Genomic DNA, 26,459 nt, shown 5'->3' with positions numbered 1-26,459 from the left:
GGCCAGACCTTGCGCCCTATTCCAGTTCCTGCGCCGCCAAAGCGCGGTGGATCTCGCGGCGCACCAGTTTACGCACATTCCGCGTGATCCGTTCCCCCAGGGCACCCTGCAATTCCTGACGCACGATATCCGACACCAGATCGCGCAGCGCCTCTTCGTCCAGAACATCCTCGTCTCCGCTGAACACATCGGCGGCCGCTTCCTTGCGTGTTGCGGATTGTCCTGTGAACAGCGTGGCTTCGGGTGCAACGGTGGCATCGTCTTCGGGTGCGGTATCTTCGGCAGCGTCTTCCCATGCCATCGCAGGCGGCTCGGTGCCTGCATAGTCGTCGCGCCCTGCCCCATCGGGTTCCCACTGGTCGTCGGTGCGGGCGATAACCTCTTCCAGAACAGCAATCTTCGCGCTGAGACTTTGTGTGGTTTCAGAAGTTGCGCTGGGGCCACGGTAATCAGGAACGCCGCGCAGCACCGATGCCTTACGCGCGTCATCGGCTTCTTGAGCGTCAACCGCGCGGAACACGTCGTGCAGGGAGCGGCCAGAAGCCAGCTCTGCATCATAGCTGTTCTCGTCCTCGGCGGGGGTAATGTTGTTGTCGTCAACATCGACTTTATCGGACGTATCATCGTCATCCGTCCGGTCTGCTTCGAAACCGGCAAGATCGACGGTCGCCTGACTTTCTCCGACCAGATTGTCGATTTCCGTGGGCGTGTCCTGTGTTTCGGCCATCAATGCGCCGATCACGATGTCCGCATCGTCTTCATATTCGACGTCGTCATCCAGCGCCAGCATATCAGCCACGTCCGACTCTGTTTCGTCCCGAACATCAGCGTCTGCATCGTCTTGCGCCGCTTGCAACGCACTGTCCTGTGCGCTTGGCAATTCGGCCACGCGCAGTGCCGGGGTCAGAACCAATCTATCGGTACTGGCCTTTGGTTTTTCTTCGGCGGGAACACGTTTATCTTCGGACACCAAGCGGCGGATCGACGACAGGACGTCCTCCACCTCGGCGTTGGTCACTGCATCAGGCATATTATTTTTCCACTCTCACCTCGGAACGCAGTCTACCGCGAACCGGAGATTCTCACAACAGGTGCGAAAAATTGTAGGTCTTTTTATGTCAGTCCTTGCCCAGTGCCTTGAGCACCCGGTCCAGCTGCTTGCCTTGCTTGGTCCTCTTCGCCGGACCATCCTTGACGAGATTATAATAGGCTTCGGGATCGTAAAGCTGAACATTCAGGCCCAGTTGCTCGGCCGTCAGCAGGCCCATCGACGCCAGAACCGAATAGGCTGCCACATAGACCTGCGCCTGCGCCTGAATGCGCAGCGCCTGGGCGTCCAGCAGCTGTTGTTCGGCGTCCAGCACATCCAGTGTGGTGCGTGCACCCAACGTCGCCTCTTCGCGCACACCGCTGAATGCGACCTGTGCGGCACGGACCTGACGTTCACTGGCCTGGGATTGGGCAATCAACGCTTGCAGATCGGCAATGGCATTGCCAACACCCTCGGCAAGATCATGGCGCACAACATGCAGATTGCTGCGCGCAGCATCACGGCGCGCAATAGCAGCGCGATTGGCCGAAGACAAACGGCCGCCCCGATAGATCGGGCCGCCAATCTCAACACCCACGCTTCCGGCCCGACGGAAATTGTCATTGCCGAAATTCTCGGTGGCCGACAGCGATCCGCTCAGGCTGACGGTTGGCAGCATGTCACGATCTGTTGCGACCACCAGCAGATCATTCGCAGCCACCTGATGCTGAGCGGCCGCCATATCAGGGTGACGCCGCATTGCCACGGCTTTGGCTGCGTCAACGTTGCTTTCGGTCCGCGGCAGACTGGGGGGCGGTGCCAGTTGCCCCGGCTCGCGGCCCACCACGTTGCGATAGAATTCGATGGCCTGGGCCAGGTCACGTTTGGCAGCGGCAACACCGCTGCGTGCCGACGCCAGTTGCGCTTCGGCCAGCGACACATCGGTGCGGGTCACCTCCCCCACTTCGAACCGGTCCCGCGCTGCGCGCAACTCCTGTGTCAGCAAACGCATGTTGTTTTCGCGCAAAGCCACAAATTCATAAGACTGACGGACCGTCATATAGGCAGACACAGCCCGCAACAGTACCTGCTGTTCGATCGACAACAAGGATGCGCGGGTGGCCAGAACAACCTCTTTGGAGGCACTGATCCGCGACACCGAGGCGCCAAAATCATAGATCAGCATCTGGGCAACAATCTGCAACGTCGTCGATGTGTTCCCGAGCGACGTGCGACTGAACCCGGTCCCGAGGGCCGAGTTAGCGCCATTGGTGCCAAAGGTGCGATCGATACTGGCCGACCAGTTCACGATGGGCCGCAGCAGCGCCTGTGCCGTCGCCACATCTTCATCCGCAGCGCGCAACAAGGCACGGTTCTGATCCAGAAGACCGGAATGGGTATATGCGCCGGCCAAAGCATCCGCCAAGGTATCGGCGCGTGCCGGTGCGGAAAATGCAATCCCGATCACAAGTGCCAGGCTCAGAGCGCTGCCAGAAATACGTCCCATCGCAGATTTCATCTTTCATCCGTCCCCAACATGCGGTGCTTTGCACACCAGCTTAGTCTATATGCAAATGCTCTGGACCGCTACGGCGAAGCAATTACAGCTGAAATTTACTATGTGCCTCGAAACCGGGCAAAACCGGCGCGCCTGCGTTAAACGCATTGCGCCACGACATACGTCCATCAATCTTGTAACCAACACGCACTTCACCCAGCGCGCCATCCATGAACAGGCAACCGATGCGCCCGCCATCCTTGATCTGTGCGATCAACGTGTCCGGTACATGGGTTACCCCGCCCTGAATGATCACCACATCATAAGGGCCATGCTGCGCTGCCCCCTCGACCAGCGGCCCGGTGTGCAAGGCGACATTGTCAGCCCCTGCCACTGTCAGCGCCTCTTGCGCCTCGCGGGCCATGTCTTCGTCTTCTTCTACGGCAACAACGGCTTCGGCCATATGTGCGATTACAGCTGAAGAATACCCCATGCCAGCGCCCACATCCAGCACCAGGTCATCATTTCCGATGTCCAGAAAATCCAGCATCTTGGCCAATGTCCGCGGCTCAAGCACTACGCGCTCCTGCCCCAGATCAATGTTCTCGCCCATATAGGCGGCCTCACGCTGGGCCACGGGCACAAAGTCTTCGCGCGCAACGGACAGCATCGCTTCGATGATGGGAAACTTGGTCACATCCGAAGGACGCACCTGCGTATCGACCATCATCGTGCGACGCATTTCATAGTTTGTCATGAACTGAACTCATCTGTTCGGAATCTTTCGCAACTAGGTGTGCCACATTCCGAACAGCACGGCAACGGGCCGATGGCGCGAAATTCAGGCGGCGATTGGACGCAATGATGACGCAAGAGCAGCCAAAACCCTCGCGCGGGGCCCGCCCCTGTCTGCCCCGCAGGCCGCAACAGTGTGATCCTGACGGTTTTTTCACCGGATCAATTCGGCTCTCTACCCCGCGCAATCCGAATATCGCAGGATGCCTGCCTCAAAAAATCCAACAGGACGCTGCGCCGCGAAAGGATTGGACTTGCGCTCTTGCGGAAAACGTCCTATGACCGCGAAATCCACGAAAGCCCTTGTTTTCAAGGCTCTGGCGAGTTGGCGGAGTGGTGACGCAGCGGATTGCAAATCCGTGTACACCGGTTCGATTCCGGTACTCGCCTCCATTATTTTCAATAACTTATGATCTACTCTGCTCATTGGGGTATCAGTTTCTCGTTTTGCGCCGGTTCTGTGCTTGGCTATTTCCGTTTGGCTGCGGCCTGACGCGCCCGCATGACTTGGCGGGCTTCCCCCGCATATTTGATGATCAACTTCTTGGATGTGTGACCGCCATGGCTGGCGATCTCGTCGTCCGAGCGACCGGCCCAGACAAGTTCCATGGCACCTCGATAGCGCAGCGCATGCTGGTCACAAGCCTTCAATCCCAGACGCATACGCTCATTCACCATAACTCGCGCCATGGAGTGACAGCTCATCGCCGAACCGTCAGAACGAGTTAGGATGCCCGAACCTTGAGCGTTTCATCGTCGGTGCCTATGGATATCTTACGCCATATGCGGCGTTTGGAACCGCCATACTTGCGAGCAGTCCACTTGCCTTCAGCTGCTCATTCCCCCAGCTATCACGCTGTATTCATACAGTGAATCTCGTCAGTCGACTTATGCAACAAAGCCCCACGGACCCCGTACCCTGTTCAGCCTGGACGGGATTCACAGTGATCCGGGACAAAAATTTCAGCCCTGATCCCGCCTGGATCAGCGGTGGCCGTTATCGCCTTGGTATAGGCTGTTTCAAGCGCCCTTGCATAAGCCTGTGTATCAAACAACGGCAATTCAAGGCGATTGCCCGTCAGGCTTTGCCGCAGCTCTTTCAACTTTCCCGGATTACTTAAAAGCTTTGTAATCAACGCTTCATAGGCCGCAGCGCTTTGGGTGACCAACTCGGACAGATTGGCTGCATGCAAAAGGCTTGCACCGACCCGCGCCGCAAATTGTTCGCCAGCCATTGTGACGACAGGCAAGCCCGCCCACAACGCATCGCTTGCCGTCGTATGGGCGTTATAATTGAATGTATCCAGAAACAGATCTGCGTGTTTGTGGCGCGCCAGATGGTGTGCAACGTTGACAGGGCGCGCAAACACAAGCCGATCCGACGCGATACCGCGTTTGTGCGCCTCTTTTTGCAGGTTGCTGCTTGCTTCTGGACCATTGTCGATCAACCAAAGCACTGCCGTGGGAAAATTCCCCATGACCCGCATCCAGATATCAAATTCCCGGGGCGAGATCTTGTTGCAATTGTTGAAGCAACACAGGACGATCCCTTCCTGGGGCAGACCGTGATCCTTGCGGCAATCATCCGTCCGGGCGACCTGGCGACGATCGTCATTTGGCTGGTAACTGTGGGGCAGATAAATAACCGACTCACTGTAATCTTGCCGGCGTTCAGGCGGGATAACGATCTGGTCGGCCACAATATAATCCATACAATCTGACCCCGTTGTGCCCGGATACCCTAAATAGTTGATCTGAACCGGTGCCAGCCCCTGACAAAAAAGCTGTGGACGACTGCCGTTGGTATACCCCTTGAGATCAATTGCCACGTCCAGCCCATCATGGCGCGCAAGTTGCGCAATCTCAGCGTCTGAAAGACTATGGACATCGCGGTAAACATCCACATTTGCGCGCAGCTTTTTCGCTTCTGCATCATCACTCGGTGGATTTAACCCATAGGCATAAATTTCAAAGGCATCCCGATCATGATGGGCAATGACACCATTCAGCAGATACAGCGTCGCATGGTTGTAAAAGTCCGAAGACACATACCCCACCCTGATCTTTCCGCGATCCCGAACCGGTGTTTCGCAGTCATGAACCTTCCAATCACGGGCAAAACGTTGTGACCTTTTTTTCTGCCGCCCTGCATGGTCTTCCAGGCCGAGGAAAATGAACGGTTCAGCTGCGGCCCCGTCTATACCCATTTGGCACCGCAGGGTGTCGAATTCATCAAACGCTCTCCAATCGCAGATCTTCAGCTGCAAGCCCAACTTTTGCGCGAACACGCCCGGCAACGTCGGGTCAAGTGACAGTGCTTGTTCAAAACCGTCGACCGCAGCACCAAGCCGCCCGGCCGCCAGATTTGCGACTGCCAGATTGTGATGGTAAATCGCGCTGGCAGGCTCAAGTTCGATCGCTTTTTCAAGCGCCTGCGCGGCATTTTCCTGATCTTGCGCCTGTAAATAGGCCTCTGCAAGGCACGCAAAGCCGTTTGCAGATGAAGGTGATTTTTCTGTAAACGCTTCGAGTTGCTTGATCGCAGCCATTTTCCGGCCAGATTTCAGAAGTGCATTACCATATGAAAGCAGATACTTAGCCGTTCCAGGTGCCAGTGTTATCGTCTTGGCGTACCATTCTTGTGCATTGTGGTACAGGCCCGCCTGTTCAAAGGCAGAGGCCAGAGTCGAACACGTCGCAACAGCCGGTCTCAGTCTGGCTGCCCGGACCAATGCTGCGATGGCGACATCGCTGCGCCCAAGCTTTTGGGCAGCGATTCCGACAAAGGTCCATAAGGGTTCGGTGTTCGGGTATTCTTTGACAAGTGGGCCACATTCCTGGATCAACCCCTCCCAATCCCGTTTCTTATATAACACATTTAGCAATACCATTTTTCTGGCAGGCGGCATCTCAACATCTGGGTTGAGCTTGTTTTTGAAATTGCCAGTAAGAGCTGATCGGCCCAACGGTTTCTGGTTCTTTAGTGTGAACATAAGACCTCTTCACATCGCCTGTTTCTAGCTTTGAATCGAATTCTTCGACTTACCCACCGGATGTGAATGAGACGGGGGAGCACCCGTTATCCGGTCAACTATTTTGTGCGCGGAAATTGTTTAAAATATATTGAACCCGCACCAACGGGCCCCACCCTTTCCGCAGGTTTTGTGACGGTCTGGCCACTTCGGCAGCACCTTGGCCGATAGCAGGCCGCACGGCCTGGCACATATTTTGAAACCTGTTTGCAATCAACGTGTTGACCGCCAGATTGTGCCGCGTCAGAAGCTGTAACAATCATGCAAACTGGAAAAGCCTGGCGCAATTGCTGTTTGCGCCAGGCTTTTGTGTCTGTTGCAGCGTCCCGATCAACAGAAGTGCCGCGATCTTACCTGTTCGCGTATGCGCCGATTTTCGACGTGCTGAGACGATTATTCACCAGCGCCTCGGCAAAGGTGACACCGGCCGCGACGCCGTCGATGACCGGCAAACCGAATTCCGCGCTAAGCTCTGCCATCAGATCGGCCATGCCTGCGCAGCCCAGAACGATGGCCTCTGCGTTGTCCTGTCCGATTGCTTCGCGTATTTCCGACCGGATCTTGAACAGCGTTGCCGGGTCTCCCTCTTCCAGCTTGAGAACAGGGATTTCCGTGGCCCGAACCCGCGCGCATTTCTGGGCAAGACCATAGCGCATCAGGTTGTTTTCCAGTCCTGGCACAGAACGCGACAGGGTTGTTATGACGCTGAACTTGTTGGCAATCATACTGGCCGCGTGATAGGCGGCCTCGCCGATGCCCAGAACCGGCACGTTAACCAGCGTACGCACCGCATCCACGCCGGTGTCGTCGAAACAGGCAACCACGATAGCATCGACATCGGGGTGCTGCGCCACCTCGGCCAGCAGGCCGGGGACGCAGTTTGCAACATCCAGATACCCCTGAATACTTGCCGGGCCGTTCTGAGAATTGGCCGCCACAATCTCGGTATCCGGGCGGGCAACCGCCCTGGCTGCAATCGCAATCTTATCCGTCATCGAACGGGTCGTGTTCGGATTGATAACCAGAATTTTCATAAGAATTTACACCTCGCCGCCAAGGTAGGCGGCCTTGATCCGGTCATCGTGCAGCAGCTCTTTGGAATTGCCTTCGATCACAACGTTGCCCGTGGCCATCGCATAGGCACGGTGCGAAATGCTCAGCGCCATGCGCGAGTTCTGCTCTACCAGCAGCACGGACACGCCTTCGTCGCGGTTGATCGCCACGATGGAGCGGGCAATGTCCTGCACCAGCTTTGGCGCGATGCCAAGGCTGGGTTCATCCAGCAGCAAAAGCTTGGGCTTGGCCATCAAGGCACGACCAATGACCATCATCTGTTGCTCGCCCCCAGACAGCGTGCCCGCGGCCTGTGCATAGCGTTCCTTCAGGCGTGGAAAGCGGGTCAGGATGCTGTCGAGCGTTGCCTGAATCTCTGCCTTGTCGGTGCGGGTAAAGGCCCCCATCATCAGGTTGTCCTTGACCGACATAAAGGGAAACACACGGCGTCCTTCGGGCACCATGGCGATGCCCCGCCTGACAATATCCGACGGATCGGTGCCATCTACACGCGCGCCCTCAAAAGTCACAGAGCCGCTTTTCGGCTTGGCCAGACCGGTGATGGCGCGCAGGATTGATGACTTGCCTGCACCATTGGCCCCGATCAGGGCAACGGTTTCCCCCTGGTTCACGTTCAGCGACACACCTTTCAGTGCGTAAACATGATCGTAGTAAAGTTCGACGTCTTTGAAATCCAACATGGCTGTCATGGCTTACATCCCTATCTCGTCGTCGACACTGCCGAGATAAGCCTCGATGACCTTCTCGTTGTTCTGGATTTCGATGGGCGTGCCCTCGGCGATTTTCTCTCCAAAGTTCAGCACGACAATCCGGTCCGAAATGCTCATGACCGCCGGCATGTCGTGTTCCACCAGCATCACCGTCACCCCACGCTCGTCGCGCACCGATCGCACCAGATCGACCATATTCATGGTTTCATCATGGTTCATGCCCGCGAACGGTTCGTCCAGCAGCAGCACCTTCGGATCGGTCGCAAGACCAATTGCAATCCCAAGCGCGCGCAGGCTGCCCTGCGGCAGATTGCTGGCCTGTTCGTTGCGGATTTCAGACATGCCAAGAAACTCCAGCAACTCGTCGGCATATTTCTCAAAGGCGGTCACATCGCTTTTGGCCGTCTTCGATCCCCAGAAATACCCCGCCAGCGATGCTCTGGCGCGCAGGTGCTGCGCCACAACAACGCTTTCGCGCACGGTCATGCTTTTGAAGATCGTGGTTTCCTGGAACGTACGCACAACCCCCTTGCGGGCCACGATATGCGGCTTGAGGTTTGAAATACGCGCGCCCTGATAGATCACCTCGCCCGACGTTGTCGGCGTGAAAGAGGCTATCATTTTGAACAGGGTCGATTTACCGGCCCCGTTCGGCCCGATCACCGACAGGATTTCGTGTTCGCCCACATCAAAGCTGATGTCATTGTTGGCCGTCAGGCCACCGTATTTCTTGGTGACGTTCCTGACTCGAAGAAGCGGGCTCATTTGTCACCTCCTTTGCCGAAACGGATGCTCAGCAGGCCATTGGGAAGAAAGCGGATGATGACGATCAGGATCGTGGAATAGATCAACATCTGGTATTTGCCGAACTCGAACAGCAGGTCCCAGCCAAAGTAGAGCACAAGTGTTCCAAGCATCGGACCAAAGACATAGCCAAGCCCGCCCAGAAAACAGTTCAGCATGAAGTTGACGGAATCCGCCACTTGAAAGCTGGAAGGATAAACCGACTGCGCGATAGATCCGAACATGGCCCCGCCTAGCCCGCCGAAAAAGCTGGAGATGGCAAAGATCACGATGCGGATATAGGAAATGTTCACCCCGATCGAGCTGGCCAGTTCCTCGTTCTGCTGCATCGAGCGGCACAGATGCCCAAGGCGGGAATTCACCAACCGATACAGCGCGGCATAGGTCATGATCATGATGATGCAGGCGGTGTAATAGAAGGCCAGCTTGGTATTCGCCATCGCGGAAAAGTCAGGCAGTATCGGAATGCCGAACAATGACACGCCCGACGGCAGCGGGATGTTGGAAATACCCTTTGCTCCGTTGGTGACGGGCAGCGCCAGGGCGGTCAGCGTGACAACCTGTGTCAGAACCAGCGTGATCATCGCAAAATAGACACCGCGCAGGCGCAGGATTGGCAGGCCGATCAGGATCGCAACCCCGGCCGCGAACAGACCCGCCGCAGGCAGCGATATCCAGAACGACCAGTCTGCTTTGACAACCAGAATGGCCGACACATATGCGCCGATCAGCGCAAAGGCACCTTGGCCAATGTTGATCCGGCCGATGTAAAAGGTCAGCCAGACCCCCGCGCTCGCAATTGCCAGAAGCGCGACAGATGTAAGCGTAAAGTAAAAGTCCCAGCGCCCTGTGGCACCGATGATCAGCGGGACACCGATGAAGATCATGAACAGGAATATCCCGACACCCATCAGCTGTTTTGAGGAAAATCCAAGCATCACATTAACCCCACGGCTTGCCCATCAAACCCTGCGGTCGGATGGCCAGGAAAATCATCAGCGAAACGAAGATCAGCAGATAGGTAATGTCGCCGTACTGGTAGAGCAGCGTCAGGCCGATCGCCTCCATAAACCCAAGGATGATGCCACCCCAGATCGCGCCGGATATCACCCCCGCGCCACCGATCATGACCATCATAAAGGCCTTGATGGATGTCGGGCCGCCCATGCCAAGGTTCACACCGGTAATGGTGACCAGCAGACCGCCAACCAGACCCGCCAGCATCGCCCCAAGGGCAAAACCGATCATCGAATAGCGGTCGACATTCACGCCCATAAGCTGTGCGGCGGTCCGGTCCTGGGCCAGTGCGCGCAGCGCCCGGCCTGTTTTTGTGTATTGCATCAAACCGATAAAGGCGACGATTGACAAAATCGCGAGAAAACAGATCAGGATGCGGTCATAGGGCATGATCACGCGGAAATCCCAGTTGAACACCCCGTCGACGATCTTTGGAACACCGCGTTGCTTCTCACCGAAAACAATCAGGATCAGCGCATCCAGGAAAAAGGCGATACCGGCTGCCAACAGCATGGTGCTTTCTTCGCGTGCCGAGCCTTTGATCACAGGGGCAAAAAGGAAGCGTTCGATCAATGCCCCCAGGATCGCCAGTGTGACACAAGACATAAGAAGGGCCAGAACGAACGGCACGCCCAATTGGCCGTAGAAGGTATAGGTGACAAAACCACCAATCACATACATCTGCCCGTGGGCAAAATTCAGAACGTTCATCAGGGCAAAAATCAGGGTCAGACCAAGCGCGATCATCGCATATTGGGACCCCAGATAGACGCCATTCGCCAATATCTGTTCCATTCAGATTTCCTTTCGTGGAAATGCCCCGGGCCGGTCAGGCCCGGGGTTATTCTGCCTGGGATTCCCCCAACGGCAGAAAGGGACGTTTAGTCGACTTCAGCGACGAAAAGCGTCTCGAACGCGCCGTCCTGATAAACGTTCACCACCAGCGGCACAGCGACCTGACGCTTTTGGCCAAAGGACGTCATACCGACGTAACGCAGCTTTGCATCGCCGTTCATGTAGGGGTTGGGCGCTTCGAACGTATCCATCGTTGTCTGGAACGCTTCGACGTCGGAAATCGCAGCAGGATCAGCCTTGAGCGTTTCCAGAATGTATTCCAAAGCGTAAACCTTGGTGTTCGACTCGTCGTTATATTCGCCAAACATATCGGTGTAGCGCTGCACGAATTCCTTCATCATCGGCGAGGCCAGTTCCGGCGTGGACGCACCACCGACCGAAATAAACCCGTTTGCCAGATCACCGGCACCCTCGGCCAGAACACCCGCATCCTGTGCGGTTTCGGTCGAAATGATGCCCTCAAAACCCAGCTCGCGTGCCGAGCGGATCAATTGCGGCGCATTCGCAGGCGACACACCGGACAGAACCAGCAGATCAGGACGCGCGCGTATCACCGGGGTCAGCACCGGCGTAAAGTCGGTCGTGTCGACCTGATAGGTCACGTTGTCAGAAACCACGTCCAACCCAAGCGCTTTTGCAGCTTCCACACCGCCGTCGCGCTGGCTCAGCGGGTCGGATTCATTGGCTGCGACAAAGGCGACTGTTTTCACGCCCTTCTCATCCATCAGATATTTGTAGATCGCCGGGCCGGATTGATAGTTGGCCACCATGCCCAGAACCGCGTTTGAGGCTGGCGCTTCGTAGAGCGACTTGGGGAAGGCATAAGGGAAATACATGATCCCGTTGGATTCAGCCACCGGACGGACAGCGGCCGCGCCATCGTCAACGTTGGGGCCAACCACATAGTGAATGCCTTCCTGGGCCATCTTCTCCATGCCCGCAATCGCGCGCTTGGGGTCTTTCTGGTCGTCAAAGGACACGATCTCGATGTCATAGGTCGTGTCACCGATGGTATAGCCGCCGGTTTCATTGATCCAGGCCGCGCGTGCTTCCATCGACCGCTGGTTGGAAATCCCCCAGGCCGCCGCTGGTCCGCTGGTCACGCCAACAAAGCCGATTTTCAAAACCGGGTTCTCGGCAAAGGCAACTGTTGCGCCAAATGCCGTCAGTGTTACGGCCGTCATGGCCGCCTTCATCATTGTTCTTCGTTGCATTTCTTAACTCCCGTTGAATTCTGTTTTGACGCGTTTGCGCCATCTTTGGCGGGCCGTTTGATGGATTCCACACACATGCCGCAGGGTCAGTTCACGATTGTTAACAATCTTTGTCAACATATTTGGCATTTCGGTCGACAAATTCTAAAGCTTGGCCTTACACTGATTGAAGATTAAGCATTTGCAGTCAGCAAAAGTCGTAACCCTATCAGTTTTGAAAGTGATCTTGTGTCCTCCACCCTGCCGCAAACCAGCCTAGCGACGTCGGACCCCAAGGCGGGATCGGAAGAAAAGTTCATTGTCGAGCGCATCTACAAGGCCATCATGGAACAACGTTTGGCGCCAAATACCAAACTCAGCGAAGCGCGCCTGTGCGAGACCTTTGGTGTTGGCCGGATGCGGATTCGGCGCGCCCTATTGCTGCTCTCAAGCCAGGGGCTGATCGAGCTTCAGTCAAACCGCGGTGCCTATGTCGCCTGCCCCGACAAATCCGAAGCCAACGATGTCTTTGCGGCCCGGATGCTGATTGAACCGCCGCTTGTACGCCAATTGGCGCAAAGTTCAGACGATATTGATCTGACGCTGCTGGTCGATCACATCGCCCTGGAGGATACGGCACGCAAAAACAACGAGCGGACTGAAATCATCCGGCTGTCAGGCGAATTTCACACGAAACTCGCTCAGGCGACCGGAAACAATTTTATCTCTCGTATGATGCGCGAGCTGGTCACGCGGACGTCGCTGATCGTTGGCCTTTTCGGATCGTCCGGGAACGCCAGTTGCCCCGATGACGAACACGGCAACATCCTGCAAGCGATCCAGTCACATGATCCCGACCTTGCCGAGACGTTGCTAAAATCCCACCTGAACCACATTCAAAGCGGTCTGGATATGGAAGCGCGCCGCGAACCGCAGGATGATTTGGCAGCAATTCTGCGCTCGGACTAAGAAGAACACCCTGTGCCCGGCGCAGACTTTCGGACGCATACACGCCTGTTAGATCACACGCCGCAAAAAGGCTTGGGTGCGCGGGTCTTTCGGGCTTTCCAGCAATTGTGTCGGTGTCCCCTCTTCGACGATCTGACCGCCGGACATAAAGATAATGCGATCGGCGATCTCGCGCGCGAATTGCATTTCGTGGGTGACAATCAGCATCGTCTGACGCTTTTCGGCCACCTTGCGCATCAGGTCCAACACCTCGCCAACCCATTCGGGGTCAAGCGCGGATGTGGGTTCGTCAAACAGCATCAGATCGGCATCCAGCGCCATGGCACGGCCAATGCCCACACGCTGTTGCTGCCCGCCAGACAGCGCCGACGGATAGGACCCAGCCTTATCCGCAAGGCCCGTTTCGCGCAGAATCACATCGGCGCGTGCGTTCGCCTCGGCCTTGGCCAGACCTTTGACCGTGACCAAAGCCTGCGTGATATTTTCGCGCACAGTCTTGTTGGCAAAAAGCGCATAGTTCTGAAACACAAAGGACGTGCGCCGTCGCAAAGCCAGAATGTCAGCGCGCGACGCCGTTTCAGCATCAACGGTCAAATCCCCGACCCGCAAAACGCCACTGTCGGGACGGTCCAGAAAGTTCAGAGTGCGCAACAAGGTCGATTTGCCCGTGCCCGACGGGCCGATCACGACAACACGTTCGCCCGGCGCTATCTCAAGCGAGATATCCCTCAGAACCCGAGTATCGCCAAAAGACTTGTTCAGACCGGAGATGGAGATGCCTGCCGAAGGGATCATCGCGCGTGCGCCTTGTTCAGATAGATCTCAAGATGGCGCTGCGCATAGGCCAGCACCTCGACCATGATCCAATAGATCGCCGCGACCACAAGAAAGGCTTCGAAATACAGAAAGCTGCCTGCGGCCTCTTTTTGCGTCGCCCCCATCAGCTCGGTCACGCCAAGGGTAAAGGCCAGCGAAGTGCCTTTGATCATGTCGATGAAGTAGTTCACCAAAGTGGGCGCTGCCACGCGCGCCGCCTGTGGCAGAATGATCTGGCGCATCATCTGGCCTTGGGTCATTCCAACCGCCTGCGCGGCTTCCCACTGGCTGCGGTCCACACCCAGAATAGCCGCGCGGATGCTTTCGGCCATATAGGCCGAGAAATGCAGGGTCAGCCCCATGATCGTGGCCGTGACACCGTTGATATTTGTCAGAAACGACAGAACCTGCGGCAATCCGTAATAAAACAGGAACAGCTGCACCAGCAACGGCGTGCCCCGGAAAAAGCTGATGAACAGCCGCACAAACACATCCAGAACCGGCACGCGAAACACGCGTTCAACCGCAAGAACCGAGGCCAGAACCAGCGCAAAAGCCATGCCCACCAACGCCATGAACAGCGTCAGCGGAACATAGCCCAGCAAGACCGGCACCAGGCTCCACATATAGTCGAAATCCAGCCCGCGCATCGGGGTTACCCGGCAACCGTGATGTCAGCGCCGAACCATTTTTCCGAGATCTCTCTCAGCGTGCCATTTTCTTTCAAGGTGGTGATCGCCGCATCGAAACGATCGCGCAGTGCCGCTCCTTCTGCGTCGTTGCGAAACGGCAGGGCGTTGCGAATTTCGCTGAACGGTTTGCCCGCAAGCGCCAGCGGCAGCGGGCTTTCTGCAATCAGCTCGGCCGACGACACGCGGTCCATTACAAAGGCATCAACACGCCCCAGCGCCGTGTCTTGGGCGATATTGCTTTCATAGGTGCGAATGTCGATCTCGTCGGCGTTGGGCAGCGCGCTCAGCAATTCTTCAAAGTTCGACCCGAGATTCACCGCCACGGTCTTGCCGCTCAGATCCGCGACACTGGCAATCGTGTCTTCGTTGCCCGCCTTGACCACAACCTGAGCGCCGTCAAAGACATAGGGCTGTGAAAACAGATATTTCGCCTCGCGCTCGGGCGTGATCGTGATCTGGTTTGCAATCGTGTCGATCCGCCCCGATTCCAGCGCTCCCACCAGCCCCGAGAACGACATGGTGACAAAATTCACCTCGTCCCCGGTTTGGGCGGCGATGGCGTTGATGAAATCAACCTCGAACCCTTGCAGCTCGTCCAGCTTGACGAAGGTGAAGGGAAAATAGCCGCCGGGCATGCCGACATTCAACGTTTCAGCCTGTGCCGCGCCAAAGGTCGAGGCCATGGCGATGGCCGTGATCGCGAGTGTATGTTTCATAACCGACTCCATTGTGTTGCACTGCAAATAACATGCTAAAAACCGGCTTCAATGGGCGCAGGTGCGTCAAGTCTTGTGTGACTGGAATAGGTTGCGGATACGAATTTTCACCCGAAATATTGCGCAATTACAGAAAAAAATTCACCCCCCTGAACAGTATCGGGCGATCTGCGACACGACTGTTCCGCCCGAACCTGCGCTATTGCGGTGATCCTGCATCACCACATTGCACCCAGCCGTCGGCATCGCGTCGAAAGCTGACCTGTTGGTGATGATCGAAACTGCGGGTGCTGTCGACTGCGGCAAAACGTTCGACGGTCACGCGATCCCCCTCCAGCAGCAGCAGGTTGAAATCATTCGACTCACCGCGCATCCGGTTGGACAGACCGGTGCCTGCATGGATCTGAATGACCCCGCGGTGGTCTTCGATACGGGCAAAGGTTTCGGCACGCCAGCTGTGCAGATGACCGGACAATACGATGTCGGTGCCCGCATCGCCCAACGCCTTGATCGCCGTGCGAGCGCCGCGCATCAGCTTCTTGCTTTCCCCTGGCAGATGTTCCAGCGGGTGATGCACCACCACAATGCGCAGGGCCCCCGTCGCGGCATCCCGAAATCCGTAGCGCACACGGCGGATGTCACGCGGGCTGAACCACCCGCGCTGGATACCCAGAGGGTTGACCGAATTGATCCCCACCACCGTGGCCTGCGGCGAATGTATCACCGGCTGCAAATCGCGGCTGATCCAGCGGCGATAGCGCCGGTAGGGCCAGATCAGGCGCTCGAAGAAGTTGTACAAGGGAACGTCGTGATTGCCCGGCACCACCAAGGTCGGCGCTTCGAAAGCATCGACAAAGGTACGCGCCTGCTGGAATTGCCGATTACGCGCGCGTTGGGTCAGATCGCCGGAAATGGCCACCAGATCGGGCTTCAGCCCGTTGATCCGCTCAAGCAGCGGCGCCATCAGCTCGGGGCGATCACGGCCAAAGTGCAGGTCAGACAGGTGAATGATCCGCTTCATCGCACAGCCCCTGCATCACGCTGCGGGGTCAGAACAGACAATGCCCCCTGACGCAGTTCCAGGTCAAAGGGCGCTTTGATCCGCGTGCGCTCTCCGTCGCGGGCCACCAACAGCGATTTGCGCTTTGAGGTGATATTCAACGACTGTGCGCAGAGCAGTTCAAAGTCCTGATTGCGCTGCGCGCGCCCAAGCATCAGCGCCAGACCGTTTTTCAGCAGCCCAAGCCGCCCCACATCCGGCGCGATCAGCACTGCCAGCTGGCCGTTTTCGATACATTCTGCGCCTTCCAGCCCCATCTGGCGCAATTGGAACGCATTGGACACTGCGAACAACAGTGACGTTTTGACTTCGCGTTGTTCGTCTTGGGTGGTCACCGTCAGTTTCAGCCGACGGGGCAATCGCATCATCGTTTTCATCACAGACCAATAGGCCGCGGGACGGCTGCGTCCCCAACGGGCATAGACGGATTCGCGCGTGCGCAGGATTTGCGGATAGATGCCCAGACTGGTGTTGTTCAGAAACACCTGGCCATTGATGACCCCTACAGGCAGCGATTTGCGATGATTGCGCGCGATGACGGCCACCGCCGCCTCGACCGTTTCGGGTATGTCCAGCGAGCGCCCGAAATAGTTGAATGTGCCCAGTGGGATAACCCCCATCACCGTATCAGTTCCGACCAAGCCCGAAGCCACACCGCAAATCGTGCCGTCGCCGCCCGCCGCAACCACCAGACCGGCACCGTTGCGGGCCAGATCGGCCGCGATGGCGGGAATATCATCGCCGGGCTTCAGACGGGTTATTTCGGCGGCAATGCCGTGTGCCTCGAATGCGCTTTTCAGGTCGTGAACATCGGGATGTTGCGCGCCACGCCCCGATTTCAGATTGACCAGAACCTGCGCATTTTGAAGGGCTGGTCGCAGATCGGTCGATGTGATGGCTTGCATGTATGTCGCCTTTCGCACGGGAAGCTTCGCGCAGATACAGGCCAATCCACACCATCACCGCACGCGATGGCAGGCAAGCCACTATACTGCAACGCAGAAAAGTGGCGCGCGGTTCCCGTAGGCAGGACAGTTGCCGCGTGTCAGGCGGCTCTCAGCCCCTGCGCTTACAAGATCACGCGATGTTCAGCCTGCCCGGTCACGTCGATCTGCTGCACAAAGGTCATGCCCGCTTGCGGGTCTGTCGCGCTGTCCATACCAACCGCCGCTGTCGTGACAAAAAGTGTCCGCAGATCATCCCCACCGAAACAGGGGCAAGACGCCTGTGTGGCAGGCACCGCGACAGCCCGCACAAAGCTGCCGTCGGGCGCATAACAGGCCACGCGGCTTGCGCCCCATTGCGCGTTCCACAAATGGCCTGTGGCATCAACGACCGCACCGTCTGGAAACACCCCCTCCTCGCGCAGGTCCACGAATACGTCGGGCGTGCCCGTGGGCCAGCCATCGCCATCAAGGCCGGTGCGCATGATGCGCTGTTTGCCGGTATCCGTGTAATAGGCACTGTTGCCATCGGGGCTGAAACAGATCGCATTGCTGACTGTCACCTGTTCGACCAACTGCCGCACTTCGCCACGATAATACCGGTATATCGCACCGGCGCGCGGCTCGTGGCCCTTGCCCATTGTTCCGATCCAAAAGCCCCCTTGCGGATCGGCCCGCCCATCGTTCGAGCGGGTCACCGGATTGTCTGCATCCAGCGGTATGACATGGGTGCGCGCGCCCGTATCAACATCAAAGGTGAACAGCTCTCGTTCCGAGGCGACCAGCAGTCGGGTGTCATCCACCCATCCCGCTGCCGAAACGTGATCGTCAAACGACCAGACTTGCTGGCCCGTTGCGGTGCGGCTCAGCATCTTCTTTCCGATGATATCAAACCAGAACAGTTGTTTGCGGGTCGGATGCCACAACGGCCCCTCGCCCAGCTCGCAAACAGTATCGCTAAAAATCTCCATCATTGTGCCTCTCGTGCCAGATCATAGGCGGCGACGATGCCCGCCGCGCGCCCGCGAATGTCCTCGACCGTCATTCCGGGGGAATAAAGGGCCGTGCCAATACCAAACCCGTCAGTCCCCACTGCCAGCCAGTCGCTGAAATTTTCGGCTCCCACGCCACCAACGGCAAAGACCTGCGCGGTTGCGGGCAGAACCGCGCGCATCGCCTGAATGCCCTTCAGTCCCACCACAAAGGAGGGAAAAATCTTGATCCCGTCCGCGCCTGCGGCCAGCGCCGCAAAGCACTCGGTCGGGGTCAGACATCCGGGATAAGAGGCCATGCCCAGATCCTTGGTCGCGGCAATCACCGCGATATTGCAGTCGGGTGACACCACCATTTGCGCACCAATCGCAGCCAGCCGTTCCACATCTGCGACGGTCAGCACAGTGCCGGCACCGATCATGGCCACATCGCCAAATGCCTTTTGCATCTGCGCGATGCTGTCAAAAGGATCGGGTGAATTCAGCGGCACCTCGATGCGGGTGATCCCGGCGGCAATCAGCGCCTCGCAGACCGGCACGGCTTCGGGTGGGGTGATACCGCGCAGGATGGCAATGATATTCCGGCTCATGAAGGCTCCAGTTCTGAATAGGCGGCAGACAAGCCGGCCAATGTCATTTCGGTCGGGTCCAGTCGCAAAACCGGCACGCCCTGCGCTGTTAGCGCATTTTGATAGGCATCGCATGACGCCGCCGCCCCGATCAGGGCAACCTGCTGACCCAGCCAATAGGGGCGCGCCGCGGCCAGTTCGATCCCGATCAGCAGGCCCGAAAGCCGCGCGCGGGCCGTGGCGCCGTCAAGCGCGTTTAACAATGCATCGGCGCGCAGACCGAACAGTTTGGCGGCGACGGCCTGCGGGCGGCTCATGGCGTCATCGACAGCGGTGGCAAAGGCGTCGTCATCCCAGCCTGTCGATGCCACTGTATGACGCAAGACCGATTGCTGCGACAGCAAAGCAAACATTTCACCGGTCATGAAAGTCTGAAAGCTGACAATCTCGCCCGCGCTCAGATGCGCCCATTTTGTATGGGTGCCCGGCAGACAGGCGACGCCGTCAAAATCGGGGCGGCTGGCGATCAACCCCTTGATCTGGGTTTCTTCGCCGCGCATGACTTCGGCCGGGCTGTGCTGGCTGACGCCGGACAGGATGTAGACCTGTAAACGCGCATCCTGCGTCGGTACATGGCGCGCGCCGCGCGGGTCTGGCGGGGCGCAGGGCACAGCAGCATAAGGTGCTTCGGCCCAGCCCTGTTTCGCACCGGCCATGCCGCAGACAATCACCGGAACTGTCCCGTCAGCCAGATCGTCCGCCACCAGCGCCAACAGCGCCGCTTCGTACCCCTCTGGCGCAAGGGTTCCCATGCCCCGGTCACTGCTGCGCGCATCAAGCACCTGACCATCCGCGGCCATCAGCCATGCCCGCATATGGGTTGTACCCCAATCAACTGCAATCCAGTCCACCACCGCCATCAACCCGTCACCGCCACGCCGCCGTCCACAACCATCGCCTGCCCTGTGATCATCCGGCTGGCTTGGGAGGACAGGAACAATACCGCATCCACAATATCGCGCGGCGCAAGGTGTTCGGGCAGGCATTGCCGTTCAAGATGGGCCGCAAGATCTTCGGGCGTCGCCCACAGGTCCATCTGCCGCTGGGTCAGCACCCAGCCCGGCATCACCGCGTTAACACGGATCTGATCCGGCCCCAATTCGCGCGCCAGCGCGCGTGTCAGACCGGTCACCGCCGCCTTGGCCGTGACATAGCCCGCCATTCCGGCCATGCCCATCATATAGGCAATCGAGGAAAAGTTGACGATCGAGCCATAGCCCGCCGCCTTCATCATCGGGGCTACGGTCTGGGCCGTAAAGAAATGCGGGCGCAGGTTGACGTTTTGATAGGCGTCCCAGTCCTCCACGGTGGTTTCCGCAACCGTGTGGCGGGTGTCATTGGCCGCATTGTTCACCAGCCGCGTGATTGGCCCGTGCGCGCTTGCCGCCGCCTGCATCGCCTTGGACAAGGCCGGGATATCGGTAATATCGCAGGGAATAAACAGCGGATCATGCGCGTATTTTCCGGCCATTTCCGCCACAAAAGCGCTGGCATCCGAGCGCTGGACAAAGGCAACTTTGGCTCCCTGCGCCAGAAACCCTTCGCTGAGCGCGGCCCCGATTCCCGAGCCGCCGCCGGTAATGAAAACCGACACACCGTCGAGATCGTGGAAGGTTGCATAAGGTGTCATCTTGTAATCCTCGTGTCGGGCATCTGCGCAAGGCATCGTTCACGGCCCTGCCTCTTGAGTGGCACCGTATGTCCATGGATATACCGAAGACAACCGCGAGATGATCCTATTCAGGACGCTGCGTAATATTCTGACAGACAGCAGAATGCGGGCGCAGGCGCGGACGCCCCGGAGACGGGCAAAGTGTACATTCTTCTCTGTACCCGCATGTTTCAAGTGCCAGCCGGTGCAACAAACAAGGCAGCAAAACAGATGCACACCGGATGTAATGTGCCATGCATGTCCGGCTGCCCCGAAACTGATCGCCCGGCTGGAAAAGCATCATTAAGACGATAAATTCCCGAAAAATCCAAAAATTACGCCGCAAAAAGCATGAAAATTGAAAGCTGACCCATTGCGACGCCCATGCCTATTGCTCTTTCAGCCACTCCATTACAGCAGGGCGCACCGACATCGCGCCGCGATGACGGGTGTCTGCAATCACTTTGCGCAGCTCTTGCAAATTCGTGCGGCGCAACAGCGATTTTACCGGCCCGATCGACGCAGGCCGCATCGACAGACGGCGCAGCCCGATCGCGGCCAGACAAATCGCCTCGACAGGGCGGCCCGCATCTTCGCCGCAGAAGGAAACAGGCGTATTGGACGCAGAACAGCGTTCAACGATCTGTTCCAGAAAGCTAAGAAAGCTGACGTTCAAAGAGTCATAGCGTCGGCGCACCCGTTCGTTTTCGCGGTCCGCCGCAAAAAAGAACTGTTTAAGGTCATTGCCCCCGATCGAAATGAAATCAACCTCTTCAAAAAACTGACGCGGCGCAAAGCCCAGCGACGGCGTTTCCAGCATTGCCCCGACTTCGATTTTCGAGGGCAATGGATGCCCCAACCGACGCTCGCGTTCCAGCGCCTTGTCGACCTCGGCGCGCGCCTGTGTGTATTCTTCGTATTGGGCAACAAAAGGGAACATCACATACAGGGGCCGTCCGCTTGATGCCCGCATCAACGCCTGCAACTGCATCCGCAACACGCCCGGCTTGTCCAGCCCCACGCGGATCGCGCGCCACCCCATAGCCGGGTTCGGCTCGTCGTTGGGTTTCATATAGGTCAGCACCTTGTCCGACCCGATATCAAGCGTGCGAAAGACCACCGGCTTGCCCTGCGCGGCGTCGATGACACGCGCGTATAAAGCGCTCAGCTCAGAGCGTTGCGGCATCTGGTTGCGGATAAGAAACTGCAACTCGGTGCGAAACAACCCCACCCCTTCGGCGCCCGACGAGGGCAAAGACGGCAGATCAGCCATCAGACCCGCGTTCATCATCAGATCAATCTTGGCGCCGCACAGGGTCACGGCGGGCTTGTCACGGATCGACGCATAGCGTTCAAGCGCCTCGGCCTGCATCGCCATTTTGTCACGAAAGGCCGACACGACGTTGTCGTCAGGGCGCAGGTGCACAATGCCCTGATCGCCGTCCACCATCACGGGGTCACCGTTCAACGCCTCGGTGGTGATGCCTTTGGCATGCACAACCAGCGGTATGGCCAACGCCCGTGCAACGATGGCCGCGTGGCTGCCAACCGATCCGGCCTCAAGTACGATGCCTTTCAAATTGCGTCCGTAATCCAGCAATTCACCCGGGCCGATGTTACGCGCCACCAGGATGGGATCAGGCGGCATTTCCGCCCCCGTGTCCTGTCCCTGCCCCGTCAGAATACGCAGCAGCCGGTTCGACAGATCGTCCAGATCGCTAAGCCGTTCGCGCAAATAGCCGTCAGCGGCTTGCCCCACACGCGCACGCGCCAGTGATTGTTCTTTTTCAACCGCGGCTTCGGCGCTTAGCCCGCGGGCAATGTCCTCTTCCATCCGGCGCATCCAGCTTTTGGAATTGGCGAACATCCGATAGGCTTCCAGCACCTGCCGCTGTTCCTGATCCGGCCCTGCCAGGCTCAGCATCTTGTCCACGCCAATGCGCAACTCGTCAACAGCGGCGTTCAGACGCTCCATTTCGCGGTGCGGATCATCCGCGATGGGGTTCACCACCACCACGCGCGGCTCGTGCAGCCAGATATGCCCCTCGGCCACACCCTCCTGACCCGTTGTGCCCTTGATCATCACCGGATGGCTGTGCCGCGCCGACATCGCGGCACCTTCACCGATAAATGCGCCCAGTTCTGTCATTTCGGCCAGAACCATCGCGACCACTTCCAGTGCATAGATTTCATCGGCAGAGAACTCGCGGGCTTCCTTGGACTGCACCACCAGAACGCCCAGCGCCTCGCCCAGACGTTGAACCGGAATGCCAAGAAAGCTGGAATACACCTCTTCGCCGGTTTCGGGCATAAAACGGAACCCGCTGGCCTGCGGCGCATTCGCGGTGTTCACCACCTGACGGCGCTGCGCCACACGGCCCACCAGCCCTTCGCCCAGACGCATCCGCGTCTGGTGAACCGCCTCGGCTTTCAACCCTTCGGTGGCGCACAGTTCCAGCGTTTCCTGATCGCGGAACAGGTAGATCGAGCACACCTCGCAGCCCATCGACGACGCGATCAACGCTGTGATCTTGTCCAGCCGTGTCTGACCCGGTGCATCGCCTGCCAGTTCATCACGAAGCCGACCCAGCAGTTTGCGGCTCTCGGTGTCTGTGCGCTCTGTCATTCTGGCGCCCCCCTTGGTGTCCGGTATCAGCTTAGATCACACCGGGCCGCAATAAGAAACGGAGTTTTGCGCCGAACCCCTGGTTTTGCGCGCTGCCTTTGCGGAATGTCGCACAGGCTGCCCTAAACGCGCGCAGCCTGACAATTTCGGCCTTGAATTCAGGCAGATTTTTCCAGTTCAAAGGCGTCGTGCAAGGCCTGAACCGCCAGTTCCATGTACTTGCGGTCGATCAGCACGCTGATCTTGATCTCGGATGTGGTGATAACCTTGATGTTGATGCCCTCGTTCGACAGCACCTGAAACATCTTGGCCGCAACGCCCGTGTGGCTGCGCATGCCGATGCCGACAACGCTGACCTTGGCCACGTCCAAATCGGCGATCAGCTCTTCAAACCGGATCACGCCCGCTTCCCTGGCCGCTTCCATTGCCTTTTCGGCGCGCTTGACCTGATCGTTGGGGCACGACCACGTCATGTCCGTGCGTCCCTCTTCGGCGATGTTCTGCACGATCATGTCTACATTCACGCCCGCCTCGCTGAGTGCGGTAAAGATGGTGGCCGCGATCCCCGGACGGTCGGCAACCGACACAAGGGTCATTTTCGCTTCGTCGCGGCTGAATGCGACACCGGCTACAACATTGTTTTCCATGATTTCCTCCTCGTCACAGACCAGCGTTCCGGCCGTGTCCGATTGTTCCTCGAAACTGCTCAGCACCCGCAGCTTGACCTTATAGCGCATTGCCAGTTCGACCGAGCGGGTCTGCAAGACCTTGGCGCCCAAAGAGGCCAGTTCCAGCATCTCTTCAAACGCGATCTTGTCCAGCTTGCGCGCCTTGGCGCTGACCCGCGGGTCGGTGGTGTAGACCCCGTCCACGTCGGTGTAGATATCGCAGCGTTCCGCGTTGAACGCCGCCGCAAAAGCCACAGCCGTGGTGTCACTGCCGCCACGGCCCAGCGTGGTGATGCGCCCCTCTGGGCTGACGCCCTGGAACCCTGCAACCACGGCCACGCGCATGCCCTGCTCGAACTTGGCCATGATGTTGGCGCTGGGGATCTCCTCGATCCGGGCAGAAGAATGCGCACTGGTGGTTTTCACCGGCACCTGCCAGCCCTGCCAGGACCGCGCGGGCACGTCCATTTCCTGCAAGGTCAGCGCCATCAGACCGGCTGTCACGTTCTCGCCCGAAGACACGACAGCATCATATTCGCGTGCGTCATACATCGGCGAGGTTTCGTTGACCCAGCCAACCAGCTCGTTGGTCTTGCCCGACATCGCCGAGACAATCACGATCACATCATAGCCCTTGGCCACTTCGACGCCCACGCGTTTTGCAGCGCGACGGATGCGGTCAAGTGTGGCCACGGATGTACCGCCAAATTTCATCACCAGAACGGGCATGATGTCCTCACCTCAAAATCCGAGGTTTCCCTACGCGTCACAAACGCCAAAGACAAGCGTCAACAGGGTGATTAATACCGCCCACCCTTCTCTGGTTCGATAAATCCTCGGGGGACGGCGCGCATGCGCCGGGGGGCAGACAGCCCCCGGCACCACCTGCACAGCCACGCCGTGCGGGCTCAATAGGCGTGCGCCTGCCCGTCCCAGGTCAGAAAGGCGCCGCTGGTGGCGATGTCCAGCGCGGCAAATCGCGCGCTCAGGCCGGCCACGCTCTCCTCTATCGAGATTTCAGCCGCATCGGTGCCCATTTCCGTGCGCACCCATCCGGGGTGGTAAATACCCACGGCAATGCCGTCGGCTTTCAGGTCTGTCGCAAGGTTGCGCCCCAGATTCAGCGCTGCTGCTTTCGAGGCACGGTAGATATAGCTGCCCCCGGGCGCGCGCGTATGAGAAGCCATCTGGCTGGAGATAATGGCGATCTTGCCCTTGGCCGCGCGCAGATTGGGCAACAGTGTCTGAACCGTCTGGAAAACCGCCGTCACATTCACCGCAAAGGATTGCGCCCAGAGATCCGCACCATAGCCGTCTTCGATGCTCTCGCCCTTGTCCAGATAGACGCCTGCATTGCACACCAGCAGGTCAACGGGGGCATCGCCCAAAGCCGCAGCCAGTTTGGCGAATTCCGCAGGCTGCATCGCGTCCATCACCACATCTGCCCCCACGCCGCGCCCCGTGCCCGTTACGCTGTGATCCGCAGCCCGATAATGCGCGGCAAGACCCGCGCCAATGCCGCGCGTCGCGCCCGTAATGACGATGTTCATTGTTCAGTTCACCTTGTTTTTGGGAAGGAATGGCAGCGGCATGACCGGCACGCCATCTTCAATCAACGCGCGGGCTTCGTCAGGTTTTGCCTCGCCGTGAATTGCGCGTTCAGGGGCATCGCCCAGATGCATCGCGCGGGCCTCACAGGCGAAATTGCCGCCCACATAGGTTGAATTCTCTTCCACATGTTTGCGCATTTGCGCCAGTGCGGCTTTGACCTCGGCGGCCTTTGCGTCGCGGGCGGCATCGGGTGTTGGGCTCTCGGTATCACCACGACCCGCCGCAACGCGTGGTGCCATCACGGCTTTTTGAACGTTGGGGCTGCCGCAATCGGTGCAATTCAAATGGCCCGCCGCGCGCAGTGTTTCAAAGGCCGCGGCTGATTTGAACCAGCTTTCGAAAGCATGGCCCCGATCACATTTCAAAGCATAGCGGATCATTGCAACTCCAAAACAGGTCAACACACTCGAAATATACACGCAGACCGCTGCGTCAAGCGGCCCTGTCCCCAGACAGTATCACCTTAGCGCAAAATGCGCGGATCGAAATCCTTGATAATTTGCGCAAGCTCCGGTTCTTCGACCAATTGGGCGGCTTTCTTGCGGCTGACCCAACGGCGCTTGCGTTCCTGCGCTTCGGGAAAATCCTTGGACAGTGACTTGACCCGCACCGGATAGACCATTGCAACGCAGGGCAAATCATCCGCGTCACCTACGGATTTGCTGTAGGAAAACAGCCCCACAGGGCGCCAGTCCACCTTGCCGGTCACGCCGGCTTCTTCCCAGGCCTCGGTCAGCGCCGCCTCTCCGGGGGTTTGACCGTCCATCGGCCACCCTTTGGGCACAATCCAGCGCCGCGACCCGCGCGAGGTAATCAGCAACACTTGCACCTTGCCATCCACCACACGCCAACACAGCGCGGCAAACTGGGTGCGCACATCGGTTTTGCGCGCACCGTTTACCGAAATAGGAAGCTGCTTGATCAGCGGGGCGGTCATGAAGTGCCTCAGAGTTTTTGGTACGTTTACAATGCACTGATTTGAGGACGATACCAGATGGATGCCAACTTTTTACGAATTTTAGGTAAAGGTGGCCATCTTTCATCACAGTTTCCACGCCTTGTCCCGCGACAGAATGG

At 58.2% G+C, this 26,459-nt stretch carries 26 protein-coding genes, 1 tRNA gene and 1 pseudogene; 2 read left to right on the top strand and 26 right to left on the bottom strand.

From position 1 onward, the window contains the following. Positions 1 to 16: 16 nt before the first annotated feature. The 3 genes from DSM107133_RS07050 to DSM107133_RS07040 all read right to left on the bottom strand — a co-directional run bounded on the left by DSM107133_RS07050 (position 17) and on the right by DSM107133_RS07040 (position 3,285). A complete protein-coding gene (locus DSM107133_RS07050) occupies positions 17 to 1,030 on the bottom strand; it encodes a hypothetical protein (RefSeq protein ID WP_114291655.1) in 1,014 nt (337 codons plus the stop codon). Positions 1,031 to 1,118: 88 nt separating this feature from the next. Next, complete coding sequence (locus DSM107133_RS07045) at positions 1,119 to 2,537, bottom strand: TolC family outer membrane protein (protein ID WP_240310345.1); 1,419 nt, start codon at positions 2,535 to 2,537, stop codon at positions 1,119 to 1,121. A gap of 94 nt (positions 2,538 to 2,631) precedes the next feature. Next, a complete protein-coding gene (locus DSM107133_RS07040; RefSeq protein ID WP_114291657.1) occupies positions 2,632 to 3,285 on the bottom strand; it encodes a protein-L-isoaspartate O-methyltransferase in 654 nt (217 codons plus the stop codon). 357 nt (positions 3,286 to 3,642) lie between these two features. Here DSM107133_RS07040 and DSM107133_RS07035 point away from each other — a divergent pair. Further along, positions 3,643 to 3,716, top strand: a tRNA-Cys gene (locus DSM107133_RS07035). A gap of 75 nt (positions 3,717 to 3,791) precedes the next feature. Here DSM107133_RS07035 and DSM107133_RS07030 read toward each other — a convergent pair. From DSM107133_RS07030 to DSM107133_RS06990, 9 genes and pseudogenes are all read right to left on the bottom strand, one after another. Further along, entirely contained in the window at positions 3,792 to 4,013 is a 222-nt protein-coding gene (locus DSM107133_RS07030; RefSeq protein ID WP_240310346.1) for a hypothetical protein, read from the bottom strand. 41 nt (positions 4,014 to 4,054) lie between these two features. Then, a pseudogene (locus DSM107133_RS07025) lies at positions 4,055 to 4,153 on the bottom strand (IS5/IS1182 family transposase); the annotation flags it as partial. Positions 4,154 to 4,246: 93 nt separating this feature from the next. Continuing rightward, positions 4,247 to 6,316 (bottom strand): tetratricopeptide repeat protein, encoded by a 2,070-nt coding sequence (locus DSM107133_RS07020; RefSeq protein WP_114291658.1) that lies wholly within the window; start codon positions 6,314 to 6,316, stop codon positions 4,247 to 4,249. A 389-nt stretch (positions 6,317 to 6,705) separates the two neighbouring features. Then, complete coding sequence (locus tag DSM107133_RS07015) at positions 6,706 to 7,389, bottom strand: aspartate/glutamate racemase family protein (protein ID WP_114291659.1); 684 nt, start codon at positions 7,387 to 7,389, stop codon at positions 6,706 to 6,708. Positions 7,390 to 7,395: 6 nt separating this feature from the next. Then, positions 7,396 to 8,118, bottom strand: a complete 723-nt coding sequence (locus DSM107133_RS07010; RefSeq protein WP_114291660.1) for an ABC transporter ATP-binding protein — start codon at positions 8,116 to 8,118, stop codon at positions 7,396 to 7,398. 3 nt (positions 8,119 to 8,121) lie between these two features. Beyond that, entirely contained in the window at positions 8,122 to 8,904 is a 783-nt protein-coding gene (locus DSM107133_RS07005; RefSeq protein ID WP_114291661.1) for an ABC transporter ATP-binding protein, read from the bottom strand. Beyond that, positions 8,901 to 9,881, bottom strand: a complete 981-nt coding sequence (locus DSM107133_RS07000) for a branched-chain amino acid ABC transporter permease (RefSeq protein WP_114291662.1) — start codon at positions 9,879 to 9,881, stop codon at positions 8,901 to 8,903. Before DSM107133_RS07000 ends, DSM107133_RS07005 begins: the two co-directional genes overlap by 4 nt. Before the next feature lie 4 nt (positions 9,882 to 9,885). Beyond that, a complete protein-coding gene (locus DSM107133_RS06995) occupies positions 9,886 to 10,755 on the bottom strand; it encodes a branched-chain amino acid ABC transporter permease (protein ID WP_114291663.1) in 870 nt (289 codons plus the stop codon). An 86-nt stretch (positions 10,756 to 10,841) separates the two neighbouring features. Beyond that, positions 10,842 to 12,029: an ABC transporter substrate-binding protein gene (locus tag DSM107133_RS06990; protein WP_114291664.1), complete on the bottom strand. Its 1,188-nt coding sequence runs from the start codon at positions 12,027 to 12,029 to the stop codon at positions 10,842 to 10,844. 228 nt (positions 12,030 to 12,257) lie between these two features. Here DSM107133_RS06990 and DSM107133_RS06985 point away from each other — a divergent pair, with 228 nt between their 5' ends. After that, positions 12,258 to 12,977 (top strand): GntR family transcriptional regulator, encoded by a 720-nt coding sequence (locus tag DSM107133_RS06985; RefSeq protein ID WP_240310347.1) that lies wholly within the window; start codon positions 12,258 to 12,260, stop codon positions 12,975 to 12,977. 48 nt (positions 12,978 to 13,025) lie between these two features. On the opposite strand, the gene DSM107133_RS06980 is transcribed toward DSM107133_RS06985, so the two are convergent. The 14 genes from DSM107133_RS06980 to DSM107133_RS06915 form a co-directional block, all read right to left on the bottom strand. Further along, entirely contained in the window at positions 13,026 to 13,772 is a 747-nt protein-coding gene (locus DSM107133_RS06980) for an amino acid ABC transporter ATP-binding protein (RefSeq protein WP_114291666.1), read from the bottom strand. After that, positions 13,769 to 14,443, bottom strand: a complete 675-nt coding sequence (locus tag DSM107133_RS06975) for an amino acid ABC transporter permease (protein WP_114291667.1) — start codon at positions 14,441 to 14,443, stop codon at positions 13,769 to 13,771. The genes DSM107133_RS06980 and DSM107133_RS06975 overlap by 4 nt, the downstream gene beginning before the upstream one ends. 5 nt (positions 14,444 to 14,448) lie before the next feature. Next, entirely contained in the window at positions 14,449 to 15,201 is a 753-nt protein-coding gene (locus tag DSM107133_RS06970) for an amino acid ABC transporter substrate-binding protein (RefSeq protein WP_114291668.1), read from the bottom strand. 199 nt (positions 15,202 to 15,400) lie between these two features. Then, a complete protein-coding gene (locus DSM107133_RS06965; protein WP_114291669.1) occupies positions 15,401 to 16,222 on the bottom strand; it encodes a metallophosphoesterase family protein in 822 nt (273 codons plus the stop codon). Next, positions 16,219 to 17,166 (bottom strand): diacylglycerol kinase family protein, encoded by a 948-nt coding sequence (locus tag DSM107133_RS06960; RefSeq protein ID WP_114291670.1) that lies wholly within the window; start codon positions 17,164 to 17,166, stop codon positions 16,219 to 16,221. The genes DSM107133_RS06965 and DSM107133_RS06960 overlap by 4 nt, the downstream gene beginning before the upstream one ends. A gap of 164 nt (positions 17,167 to 17,330) precedes the next feature. Beyond that, positions 17,331 to 18,179: an SMP-30/gluconolactonase/LRE family protein gene (locus tag DSM107133_RS06955; protein WP_114291671.1), complete on the bottom strand. Its 849-nt coding sequence runs from the start codon at positions 18,177 to 18,179 to the stop codon at positions 17,331 to 17,333. Continuing rightward, positions 18,176 to 18,787: a 2-dehydro-3-deoxy-6-phosphogalactonate aldolase gene (locus DSM107133_RS06950; RefSeq protein ID WP_114291672.1), complete on the bottom strand. Its 612-nt coding sequence runs from the start codon at positions 18,785 to 18,787 to the stop codon at positions 18,176 to 18,178. The genes DSM107133_RS06955 and DSM107133_RS06950 overlap by 4 nt, the downstream gene beginning before the upstream one ends. Continuing rightward, positions 18,784 to 19,686 (bottom strand): 2-dehydro-3-deoxygalactonokinase, encoded by a 903-nt coding sequence (locus DSM107133_RS06945; RefSeq protein WP_114291673.1) that lies wholly within the window; start codon positions 19,684 to 19,686, stop codon positions 18,784 to 18,786. The genes DSM107133_RS06950 and DSM107133_RS06945 overlap by 4 nt, the downstream gene beginning before the upstream one ends. Further along, complete coding sequence (locus DSM107133_RS06940; RefSeq protein WP_114291674.1) at positions 19,686 to 20,456, bottom strand: SDR family oxidoreductase; 771 nt, start codon at positions 20,454 to 20,456, stop codon at positions 19,686 to 19,688. Before DSM107133_RS06940 ends, DSM107133_RS06945 begins: the two co-directional genes overlap by 1 nt. 409 nt (positions 20,457 to 20,865) lie before the next feature. Continuing rightward, positions 20,866 to 23,103, bottom strand: coding sequence for a phosphoenolpyruvate--protein phosphotransferase (gene ptsP, locus DSM107133_RS06935; protein ID WP_114291675.1), 2,238 nt, complete (start codon positions 23,101 to 23,103; stop codon positions 20,866 to 20,868). Positions 23,104 to 23,261: 158 nt separating this feature from the next. Further along, the gene (locus tag DSM107133_RS06930; RefSeq protein WP_114291676.1) at positions 23,262 to 24,500 is read right to left on the bottom strand and encodes an aspartate kinase; all 1,239 of its coding nucleotides are present in this window, start codon (positions 24,498 to 24,500) and stop codon (positions 23,262 to 23,264) included. Between the two features lie 179 nt (positions 24,501 to 24,679). Next, positions 24,680 to 25,321: an SDR family NAD(P)-dependent oxidoreductase gene (locus tag DSM107133_RS06925; protein ID WP_114291677.1), complete on the bottom strand. Its 642-nt coding sequence runs from the start codon at positions 25,319 to 25,321 to the stop codon at positions 24,680 to 24,682. Between the two features lie 3 nt (positions 25,322 to 25,324). Next, positions 25,325 to 25,762 carry a DUF1178 family protein gene (locus DSM107133_RS06920; RefSeq protein WP_114291691.1) on the bottom strand — a complete coding sequence of 146 codons (438 nt, stop codon included), beginning with the start codon at positions 25,760 to 25,762 and terminating at the stop codon, positions 25,325 to 25,327. Positions 25,763 to 25,845: 83 nt separating this feature from the next. Then, a complete protein-coding gene (locus DSM107133_RS06915; RefSeq protein ID WP_114291678.1) occupies positions 25,846 to 26,319 on the bottom strand; it encodes an NUDIX hydrolase in 474 nt (157 codons plus the stop codon). Positions 26,320 to 26,459: the final 140 nt, after the last annotated feature.

This window comes from Pseudosulfitobacter sp. DSM 107133, from assembly GCF_022788695.1.
In the GTDB taxonomy this organism is placed as follows: domain Bacteria; phylum Pseudomonadota; class Alphaproteobacteria; order Rhodobacterales; family Rhodobacteraceae; genus Pseudosulfitobacter.
This window is presented reverse-complemented; position numbering and strand designations above follow the sequence as displayed.